The following is a 9,504-nucleotide window of genomic DNA, read 5'->3' on the forward strand; positions in this document are numbered from 1 at the left end:
TAGTAAACTGGAAAAATAATCCCGACGGCACGCGCAGTCCCTATGAGATGAATGTCACCTATATGGATGCGTTAAGCCGCCGCGAGAGTAGCGATGAAGAACGTTGCGCCAGGTTTATCCTTGCCCATGCGATTTTGTTAAGTTTCCCCGGTGTACCCGCGATATATATTCAAAGTATTCTTGGCTCGCGTAATGATTACGCAGGTGTCGAAAAACTCGGATATAACCGTGCGATTAACCGTAAAAAATATCACAGTGAAGAGATAACACGAGAACTGAACGATGAAGCTACATTAAGGCATGCGGTATATCATGAGTTGTCGCGTTTAATTACACTTCGTCGCAGCCATAACGAGTTTCATCCGGATAATAATTTTACCATCGATACGGTTAATTCATCCGTAATGCGTATTCAAAGAAGTAACGCTGATGGTAATTGTCTGACTGGATTGTTTAATGTCAGTAAAAATATTCAGCATGTAAATATTACTGATCTGCATGGTCGGGATCTGATTAGTGAAGTTGATATATTGGGTAATGAAATAACGCTGCGCCCTTGGCAGGTTATGTGGATTAAATAAAAAGGAACATCTCATGATTAAATCAAAAATCGTGCTGTTATCAGCACTGGTTTCCTGCGCCCTGATTTCAGGCTGTAAAGAAGAAAATAAAACCCATGTATCCATCGAATTTATGCATTCTTCGGTGGAGCAGGAGCGTCAGGCAGTTATCAGCAAATTGATTGCCCGTTTTGAAAAAGAAAACCCAGGTATCACCGTTAAACAAGTGCCCGTGGAAGAAGACGCTTATAACACCAAAGTCATCACCCTTTCACGTAGCGGCTCGCTGCCGGAAGTGATCGAAACCAGCCATGACTACGCCAAAGTTATGGATAAAGAGCAGCTTATCGATCGCAAAGCGGTTGCCACGGTCATCAGCAACGTTGGTGAAGGCGCGTTTTACGATGGCGTACTGCGTATTGTGCGTACCGAAGATGGTAGCGCATGGACCGGTGTTCCTGTCAGCGCCTGGATTGGCGGCATCTGGTATCGCAAAGATGTGCTGGCAAAAGCGGGGCTGGAGGAGCCGAAAAACTGGCAACAGCTGCTGGACGTTGCACAGAAACTGAATGACCCGGCGAATAAAAAATACGGTATTGCGCTGCCTACGGCAGAAAGCGTGCTGACGGAACAATCCTTCTCCCAGTTTGCGTTATCCAACTAGGCCAACGTCTTTAACGCCGAAGGCAAAATCACCCTTGATACACCAGAGATGATGCAGGCGCTGACCTATTACCGCGACCTTGCTGCCAACACCATGCCGGGTTCTAACGACATCATGGAAGTGAAAGACGCCTTTATGAACGGCACCGCGCCGATGGCGATTTACTCCACCTATATCCTTCCGGCTGTGATTAAAGAAGGCGACCCGAAAAACGTCGGTTTCGTGGTGCCAACCGAGAAAAACTCTGCGGTCTACGGCATGTTGACCTCGCTGACCATTACCGCCGGACAAAAGACCGAAGCAGCAGAAAAATTTGTCACCTTTATGGAGCAGGCGGACAACATTGCCGACTGGGTGATGATGTCGCCAGGTGCTGCGCTGCCGGTGAATAAAGCGGTTGTCACTACCGCCACTTGGAAAGACAACGACGTTATTAAGGCGCTGGGTGAACTACCGAATCAGCTAATCGGTGAACTGCCAAATATTCAGGTCTTTGGCGCAGTAGGGGATAAAAACTTTACCCGCATGGGCGATGTGACGGGTTCTGGTGTGGTGAGCTCCATGGTGCATAACGTCACCGTGGGTAAAGCCGATCTCCCTGGCACGCTGCAAGCGAGCCAGAAAAAGCTGGATGAACTGATCGAACAGCACTAAACCCAGGACAGGAATCCGCAATGAACAGGCTTTTTTCAGGTCGTTCCGATATGCCGTTTGCGCTGCTGCTTCTCGCGCCCAGCTTATTACTGCTGGGCGGTCTGGTGGCGTGGCCGATGGTGTCGAATATCGAAATCAGTTTTTTACGTCTGCCGCTCAATCCCAACATCGAGTCAACGTTTGTTGGGGTGAGTAACTATGTGCGCATTCTCTCCGATCCCGGCTTCTGGCACTCGCTGTGGATGACGGTCTGGTATACGGCGCTGGTGGTGGCGGGCAGCACCGTGCTCGGGCTGGCCGTGGCGATGTTTTTCAACCGCGAGTTCCGCCTGCGCAAAACCGCGCGTTCGCTGGTGATCCTCTCCTACGTAACGCCGTCCATTTCGCTGGTGTTTGCCTGGAAATACATGTTCAACAACGGCTACGGCATTGTGAACTACCTCGGCGTCGATCTTCTGCATCTCTATGAGCAGGCACCGCTGTGGTTTGATAATCCGGGCAGTAGCTTTGTGCTGGTGGTGCTGCTCGCCATCTGGCGCTACTTCCCGTATGCCTTTATCTCGTTTCTGGCGATTTTGCAGACCATCGACAAATCGCTGTACGAAGCGGCAGAGATGGATGGCGCTAATGCCTGGCAGCGGTTTCGCATCGTCACGCTGCCCGCAATTATGCCGGTCTTGGCGACGGTGGTGACCCTGCGCACCATCTGGATGTTCTACATGTTCGCTGATGTTTATCTGCTGACAACCAAGGTCGATATTCTTGGTGTCTATCTCTACAAAACCGCCTTTGCCTTTAATGACTTAGGGAAAGCGGCGGCGATCTCGGTGGTGCTCTTCATCATTATTTTCGCTGTCATTCTGCTGACCAGGAAACGGGTGAACCTCAATGGCAACAAATAAACGCACGCTCAGTCGTATCGGTTTTTACTGCGGGCTGGCGCTGTTTCTCATCATCACGCTGTTTCCGTTTTTTGTGATGCTGATGACCTCGTTCAAAAGCGCGAAAGAGGCGATATCGCTGCATCCTACGCTGCTGCCGCAACAGTGGACGCTGGAGCATTACGTCGACATTTTTAACCCGATGATTTTCCCGTTTGTCGACTACTTCCGTAACAGCATGGTGGTGTCGGTGGTTTCCTCCGTGGTGGCGGTATTTCTCGGCATTCTCGGAGCTTACGCGCTTTCCCGCCTGCGCTTTAAAGGCCGGATGACCATCAACGCCAGCTTTTACACGGTGTATATGTTCTCTGGCATTTTGCTGGTGGTGCCTCTGTTCAAAATCATCACCGCGCTTGGTATTTACGACACCGAGATGGCGCTGATCATTACCATGGTGACGCAAACCCTGCCCACCGCCGTGTTTATGCTGAAAAGTTACTTCGACACCATCCCTGATGAGATCGAAGAAGCGGCGATGATGGATGGCCTCAACCGTCTGCAAATCATCTTCCGTATCACCGTGCCCCTGGCGATGTCCGGGCTGATATCGGTGTTCGTCTACTGCTTTATGGTGACGTGGAACGACTATCTGTTTGCGTCGATTTTCCTCTCCAGCGCCAGCAATTTCACCTTACCAGTGGGCCTGAACGCGCTGTTCAGTACGCCTGATTACATCTGGGGACGGATGATGGCGGCCTCGCTGGTGACCGCATTGCCGGTGGTGATTATGTATGCGCTTTCGGAACGTTTTATTAAGAGTGGTTTGACCGCCGGTGGCGTGAAGGGCTAAAGCGGCCAGTTTCTTTACAAGGAGTTTTACATGAAAAAGTTAGTAGCCACAGCACCGCGTGTTGCTGCGCTGGTTGAGTATGAAGATCGGGCGATTTTAGCCAATGAAGTGAAGATCCGCGTGCGTTTCGGCGCACCGAAACACGGAACGGAAGTGGTCGACTTCCGCGCCGCCAGCCCGTTTATCGATGAAGACTTTAACGGCGAGTGGCAGATGTTCACCCCGCGTCCGGCAGATGCGCCGCGCGGCATTGAGTTTGGCAAATTCCAGCTTGGCAACATGGTGGTTGGCGACATTATCGAGTGCGGCAGCGACGTTACAGACTACGCGGTGGGCGACAGCGTATGCGGCTACGGCCCGCTCTCCGAGACGGTCATCATTAACGCAGTGAATAACTACAAGCTGCGCAAAATGCCGCAAGGCAGCTCCTGGAAAAACGCCGTCTGTTACGACCCGGCGCAGTTTGCCATGAGCGGCGTGCGCGATGCCAACGTACGCGTAGGGGATTTTGTCGTGGTGGTAGGGCTTGGCGCGATCGGTCAAATTGCCATCCAACTGGCGAAACGCGCTGGCGCATCGGTGGTAATTGGCGTCGATCCTATCGCCCATCGCTGTGATATTGCCCGTCGCCACGGTGCTGATTTCTGCCTTAACCCCATTGGCACTGACGTAGGCAAAGAGATCAAAACGCTGACCGGCAAGCAGGGGGCCGATGTGATTATCGAAACCAGCGGTTACGCCGACGCGCTGCAATCGGCGCTGCGCGGCCTGGCCTACGACTTTCACCATCGTTTGCGCTCGATACGCAACAGCTGCGTGAACAGGTGACCAACGGCGTTTTGGGAGAGATTTACGTTACCACCGCCCGCGCCCTGCGTCGCTGCGGCGTTCCCGGCTGGGGTGTCTTTACCAATAAAGAACTGGATCGACATCGGCATTCATATGCTGGATGCTGCGATGTATGTGCTGGGCTTTCCGGCGGTGAAAAGCGTGAATGCGCATAGTTTTCAAAAGATCGGCACGCAAAAGAGCTGTGGTCAATTTGGCGAGTGGGATCCGGCAACTTACAGCGTCGAAGATTCGCTGTTTGGCACCATTGAATTTCATAACGGCGGCATTCTGTGGCTGGAAACGTCATTTGCACTCAACATCCGCGAACAGTTGATTATGAACGTCAGCTTTTGTGGTGATAAAGCCGGTGCGACGCTGTTTCCAGCACATATCTACACCGATAACAACGGTGAATTAATGACGCTGATGCAACGGGAAATGGCAGACGACAACCGCCATTTGCGCAGCATGGAAGCCTTTATCAATCACGTACAGGGCAAGCCCGTGATGATAGCCGACGCCGAGCAGGGGTACATCATCCAGCAACTGGTGGCGGCGTTATATCAATCCGCAGAAACAGGGACGCGTGTGGAATTATGACCAGGCCAGTAACGTTATCAGAACCCCATTTCAGCCAGCATACCCTGAACAAGTATGCATCGCTGATGGCGCAGGGGAACGGCTATCTTGGGCTTCGCGCCAGCCATGAAGAAGATTACACGCGCCAGGCGCGAGGGATGTATCTGGCGGGGCTGTATCATCGGGCGGGAAAAGGTGAAATCAACGAACTGGTGAATCTGCCTGATATCTTGGGGATGGAGATTGCCATAAATGGTGAGGTTTTCTCGTTATCCCGCGAAGCCTGGCAGCGTGAACTTGACTTTGCCAGTGGAGAATTACGCCGTAGCGTTGTCTGGCGTACCAGCAACGGCGCAGGTTACACCATCGCCAGCCGTCGCTTTGTTTCGGCAGACCAACTGCCGCTCATTGCGCTGGAAATCACTATTATGCCACTGGACGCCGACGCGTCAGTGCTGATTTCAACAGGCATTGACGCCACGCAAACCAACCACGGTCGCCAGCATCTCGACGAAACCCAGGTGCGGGTGTTTGGTCAGCATTTGATGCAGGGGATCTACACCACCCAGGATGGGCGCAGTGATGTGGCCATCAGTTGTTGCTGCCAGGTGAGCGGTGATGTGCAGCAATGCTATACCGCCAAAGAGCGCCGTTTACTGCAACATACCAGTGCGCAGCTTCATGCAGGCGAGACAGTGACGTTGCAAAAACTGGTGTGGATCGACTGGCGGGATGACAGGCAAGCTGCTTTAGACGAGTGGGGCAGCGTGTCGCTTCGCCAGCTTGAAATGTGCGCGCAACAGAGTTACGACCAACATCTTGCAGCATCAACAGAAAACTGGCGTCAATGGTGGCAGAAACGTCGTATCACGGTAAATGGCGGCGATGCGCACGATCAGCAAGCGTTAGATTATGCGCTTTATCATCTGCGCATCATGACGCCGGCTCACGGCGAGCGCAGCAGTATTGCGGCAAAAGGCTTAACCGGCGAAGGCTACAAAGGCCACGTTTTCTGGGATACAGAAGTATTTTTGCTGCCGTTCCATCTGTTTAGCGATCCGACGGTTGCCCGAAGTTTACTGCGTTATCGCTGGCACAACTTGCCAGGCGCGCAGGAGAAAGCGCGACGCAACGGCTGGCAGGGCGCGCTATTTCCGTGGGAAAGCGCGCGCAGCGGCGAAGAAGAGACGCCGGAATTTGCCGCCATTAACATTCGCACCGGGCTGCGGCAAAAAGTGGCCTCGGCGCAGGCGGAACATCATCTGGTGGCCGATATCGCCTGGGCGGTTATTCAATACTGGCAGACCACGGGGGATGAAAGTTTCATTGCGCATGAAGGCATGGCGCTACTTCTGGAAACTGCAAAGTTCTGGATTAGCCGCGCGGTGAGGGTTAACGACCGTCTGGAAATTCATGATGTTATTGGGCCAGACGAATATACCGAACATGTCAATAATAACGCCTTCACCAGCTATATGGTGTATTACAACGTCCAGCAGGCGCTGAGTATTGCCCGCCAGTTTGGCTGTAGTGACGACGCGTTTATTCATCGTGCCGAAATGTTCCTTAAAGAACTGCGGCTGCCAGAAATTCAGCCCGACGGTGTTTTGCCGCAGGATGATTCGTTTATGACTAAGCCGGCGATTAATCTGGCGAAATACAAAGCGGCGGCGGGGAAGCAAACCATTCTGCTGGATTATTCACGTGCAGAAGTGAACGAGATGCAGATCCTCAAACAAGCTGATGTGGTGATGCTCAATTACATGCTGCCAGAGCAGTTCTCATCGGCATCGTGTCTTGCCAATCTGCAATTTTATGAACCGCGCACTATTCACGACTCGTCATTAAGTAAAGCAATCCACGGCATTGTTGCTGCACGCTGTGGCCTGCTGACCCAAAGTTATCAGTTCTGGCGCGAGGGGACTGAAATCGATCTTGGTGCTGATCCGCATAGTTGTGATGATGGTATCCATGCTGCCGCAACTGGCGCTATCTGGCTGGGGGCGATTCAGGGTTTTGCCGGGGTGAGCGTGCGTGACGGTGAATTGCATCTAAATCCGGCGTTACCTGAGCAGTGGCAACAGTTGTCTTTCCCTCTGTTCTGGCAGGGCTGCGAATTACAGGTCACTCTCGACGCGCAGCGTATTGCGATTCGAACTTCTGCGCCCGTTTCACTGCGTTTGAACGGTCAGCTTATATCCGTGGCTGAAGAATCTGTTTTCTGTTTGGGTGATTTTATTTTGCCCTTCAATGGGACCGCTACCACGCATCAGGAGGATGAATGAAACTGCAAGGGGTAATTTTCGATCTGGATGGTGTAATCACCGATACCGCGCATCTGCATTTCCAGGCGTGGCAGCAGATTGCCGCTGAAATTGGCATCAGTATTGATGCGCAGTTTAACGAATCTCTAAAAGGGATCAGCCGCGATGAGTCTCTGCGGCGCATTCTGCAACACGGGGGCAAAGAGGGCGACTTTAACCCGCAGGAGCGGGCGCAACTGGCGTATCGCAAAAATCTGCTTTACGTCCACTCACTGCGCGAGCTGACGGTTAATGCTGTGCTGCCCGGTATTCGCAATTTGCTGGCAGAGCTCCGTGCACAGCAGATTCCGGTAGGGCTGGCTTCCGTCTCCCTGAATGCGCCGACGATTTTAGCGGCGCTGGAGCTGCGCGAGTTTTTCACCTTCTGCGCGGATGCTTCCCAACTTAAAAACTCGAAACCGGATCCGGAAATCTTTCTCGCTGCCTGTGCCGGGCTGGGCGTGCCGCCGCAGGCATGTATCGGCATTGAAGATGCGCAGGCGGGCATTGACGCCATTAACGCCAGCGGTATGCGCTCGGTGGGGATCGGTGCGGGCTTAACCGGGGCGCAATTACTGTTGCCCTCAACGGACTCCCTGACCTGGTCGCGGTTATCGGCCTTCTGGCAAAACGTATAGCAAAGGAATCAACATGGCTCAGCTTTCGTTACAACATATTCAAAAAATCTACGATAACCAGGTGCATGTGGTGAAGGACTTCAACCTGGAAATTGCCGATAAAGAGTTCATCGTATTTGTCGGCCCGTCGGGCTGCGGTAAATCGACCACCCTGCGCATGATTGCCGGGCTTGAGGAGATCAGCGGCGGCGATCTGTTGATCGACGGCAAACGAATGAATGACGTTCCAGCCAAAGCACGCAATATCGCGATGGTGTTCCAGAACTACGCGTTGTATCCGCATATGACGGTTTACGACAACATGGCGTTTGGCCTGAAGATGCAAAAAATCGCCAAAGAGGTGATTGATGAGCGGGTGAACTGGGCGGCGCAAATTCTCGGCCTGCGTGAGTACCTGAAACGCAAGCCGGGCGCGCTTTCCGGCGGGCAACGCCAGCGTGTGGCGCTCGGGCGGGCGATTGTGCGCGAAGCGGGCGTGTTTTTAATGGATGAACCGCTCTCTAACCTTGATGCCAAGCTGCGCGTACAAATGCGTGCAGAGATCAGCAAGCTGCATCAGAAACTGAACACCACCATGATCTACGTGACCCACGATCAGACCGAAGCGATGACCATGGCGACGCGGATTGTGATTATGAAAGACGGGATTGTTCAGCAAGTAGGTGCGCCGAAAACCGTTTATAACCAACCCGCGAATATGTTTGTTGCCGGATTTATTGGATCACCAGCGATGAATTTTATTCGCGGCACGATCGATGGCGATAAATTCGTTACGGAAACGCTTAAATTAACCATTCTCGAAGAGAAATTAGCGGTTCTGAAAACACAGGAAAGTTTGCATAAGCCCATCGTGATGGGAATACGCCCGGAAGATATTCATCCGGACGCGCAAGAGGAAAATAACATTTCCGCCAAAATTAGCGTGGCAGAATTAACCGGTGCGGAATTTATGCTCTACACCACGGTTGGGGGGCACGAGTTAGTGGTCCGTGCTGGTGCGTTAAATGATTATCATGCAGGAGAAAATATCACTATTCATTTTGATATGACGAAATGTCATTTCTTTGATGCAGAAACGGAAATAGCAATTCGCTAAATACAGGGGGAAGGCATTCCCCTAGGATAATACAAGGAACAATAATGAAAAAGTTATTACCCTGTACCGCACTGGTGATGTGTGCGGGAATGGCCTGCGCACAGGCCGAGGAAAAGAACGACTGGCACTTTAATATCGGTGCGATGTACGAAATAGAAAACGTCGAGGGTTATGGCGAAGATATGGATGGGCTGGCGGAGCCTTCAGTCTATTTTAATGCCGCCAACGGGCCGTGGAGAATTGCTCTGGCCTATTATCAGGAAGGGCCGGTAGATTATAGCGCGGGTAAACGTGGAACGTGGTTTGATCGCCCGGAGCTGGAGGTGCATTATCAGTTCCTCGAAAGCGATGATTTCAGTTTCGGCCTGACCGGCGGTTTCCGTAATTATGGTTATCACTACGTTGATGAACCGGGCAAAGACACGGCGAATATGCAGCGCTGGAAAAT

The 9,504-nt window shown here is 52.3% G+C and carries 5 protein-coding genes and 5 pseudogenes; all 10 read left to right on the forward strand.

Annotated elements, in window-relative coordinates:
* Positions 1–581 (forward strand): annotated as a pseudogene (ycjM, locus tag ACUU1I_RS17535) (glucosylglycerate phosphorylase); the annotation flags it as partial.
* 13 nt (positions 582–594) lie between these two features.
* A pseudogene (locus ACUU1I_RS17540) lies at positions 595–1,878 on the forward strand (ABC transporter substrate-binding protein).
* Between the two features lie 20 nt (positions 1,879–1,898).
* Positions 1,899–2,780: a carbohydrate ABC transporter permease gene (locus ACUU1I_RS17545; protein WP_001080792.1), complete on the forward strand. Its 882-nt coding sequence runs from the start codon at positions 1,899–1,901 to the stop codon at positions 2,778–2,780.
* Positions 2,767–3,609: a carbohydrate ABC transporter permease gene (locus ACUU1I_RS17550; RefSeq protein ID WP_000224667.1), complete on the forward strand. Its 843-nt coding sequence runs from the start codon at positions 2,767–2,769 to the stop codon at positions 3,607–3,609. Before ACUU1I_RS17545 ends, ACUU1I_RS17550 begins: the two co-directional genes overlap by 14 nt.
* Positions 3,610–3,639: 30 nt before the next feature.
* Positions 3,640–4,386 (forward strand): annotated as a pseudogene (locus ACUU1I_RS17555) (zinc-dependent alcohol dehydrogenase); the annotation flags it as partial.
* Positions 4,378–5,040 (forward strand): annotated as a pseudogene (locus tag ACUU1I_RS17560) (Gfo/Idh/MocA family oxidoreductase); the annotation flags it as partial. The pseudogenes ACUU1I_RS17555 and ACUU1I_RS17560, both read left to right, overlap by 9 nt.
* Positions 5,037–7,304, forward strand: coding sequence for a kojibiose phosphorylase (gene ycjT, locus ACUU1I_RS17565; protein WP_000197979.1), 2,268 nt, complete (start codon positions 5,037–5,039; stop codon positions 7,302–7,304). The pseudogene ACUU1I_RS17560 and the gene ycjT, both read left to right, overlap by 4 nt.
* On the forward strand, positions 7,301–7,960 hold the full coding sequence (gene pgmB, locus ACUU1I_RS17570) for a beta-phosphoglucomutase (RefSeq protein WP_000775779.1): 660 nt from the start codon (positions 7,301–7,303) through the stop codon (positions 7,958–7,960). Before ycjT ends, pgmB begins: the two co-directional genes overlap by 4 nt.
* Before the next feature lie 13 nt (positions 7,961–7,973).
* Positions 7,974–9,056 (forward strand): ABC transporter ATP-binding protein, encoded by a 1,083-nt coding sequence (locus tag ACUU1I_RS17575; protein ID WP_000057968.1) that lies wholly within the window; start codon positions 7,974–7,976, stop codon positions 9,054–9,056.
* 44 nt (positions 9,057–9,100) lie between these two features.
* Positions 9,101–9,504, forward strand: a pseudogene (ompG, locus tag ACUU1I_RS17580) (monomeric porin OmpG); the annotation flags it as partial.

It is taken from the genome of Shigella sp. SIG3 (assembly GCF_053555855.1).

Coding starts and splice junctions, on each gene's coding strand:
- ACUU1I_RS17545 (WP_001080792.1), top strand. CDS start 1,899: ATGAACAGGCTTTTTTCAGGTCGTTCCGATATGCCGTTTGCGCTGCTG.
- ACUU1I_RS17550 (WP_000224667.1), top strand. CDS start 2,767: ATGGCAACAAATAAACGCACGCTCAGTCGTATCGGTTTTTACTGCGGG.
- ycjT (WP_000197979.1), top strand. CDS start 5,037: ATGACCAGGCCAGTAACGTTATCAGAACCCCATTTCAGCCAGCATACC.
- pgmB (WP_000775779.1), top strand. CDS start 7,301: ATGAAACTGCAAGGGGTAATTTTCGATCTGGATGGTGTAATCACCGAT.
- ACUU1I_RS17575 (WP_000057968.1), top strand. CDS start 7,974: ATGGCTCAGCTTTCGTTACAACATATTCAAAAAATCTACGATAACCAG.